Origin of the sequence: Kineococcus vitellinus (assembly GCF_009906315.1) — a bacterium.
In the GTDB taxonomy this organism is placed as follows: Bacteria; Actinomycetota; Actinomycetes; order Actinomycetales; family Kineococcaceae; genus Kineococcus; species Kineococcus vitellinus.
The window spans coordinates 1-475 of record NZ_JAAALL010000658.1; the positions used below are offsets into that span (position 1 = coordinate 1).

Here is a 475-nt window from a genome sequence, read left to right on the forward strand (position 1 = left end):
TTCCACCGCCCCACCCACGCCCCATCCACGTTCCGCCCAGGCTTCCCCTCACCACCGCACCCACCGCTGCTCCGTCCTTCCCCGCGGGCACGTTCCCCGGAGGACGTCCCCCTCGTGTTCGCACCACCGCGGTTCCCGCACCTGCACGTCGCCTCCGGGTACTCCCTGCGCCACGGCACCTCCACACCCGCAGACCTGGTCGCCCGGGCGGCCGCGCTGGGGATGGACACCCTGGCGCTCACCGACCGCGACGGCCTCTACGGGGCGGTGAAGTTCGTGCGCGCGTGCACGGCGGCCGGCATCGCCCCCGTCGTCGGCGTCGACCTGGCCACCGCGCCCAGCGGCCTCGCCGAGGGGTTGCCGGCCTGGGCGGACCCCTCGGCCGCCGCGCGCCGCACCGCGCCGCGGGCACCGGTGCGCGGTGGTGCGGCCGTGGACCCGCGGCTGCCCAGGGCCACCGTCCTCGCCCTGGGCG

The 475-nt window shown here is 77.9% G+C and carries 1 protein-coding gene; it reads left to right on the top strand.

All coding sequences use genetic code 11. The features are described 5' to 3' along the window. Positions 1-114: 114 nt before the first annotated feature. Positions 115-475: PHP domain-containing protein (locus GTQ99_RS23970; protein ID WP_166618112.1), on the top strand; the 361-nt coding region annotated here is incomplete at its 3' end.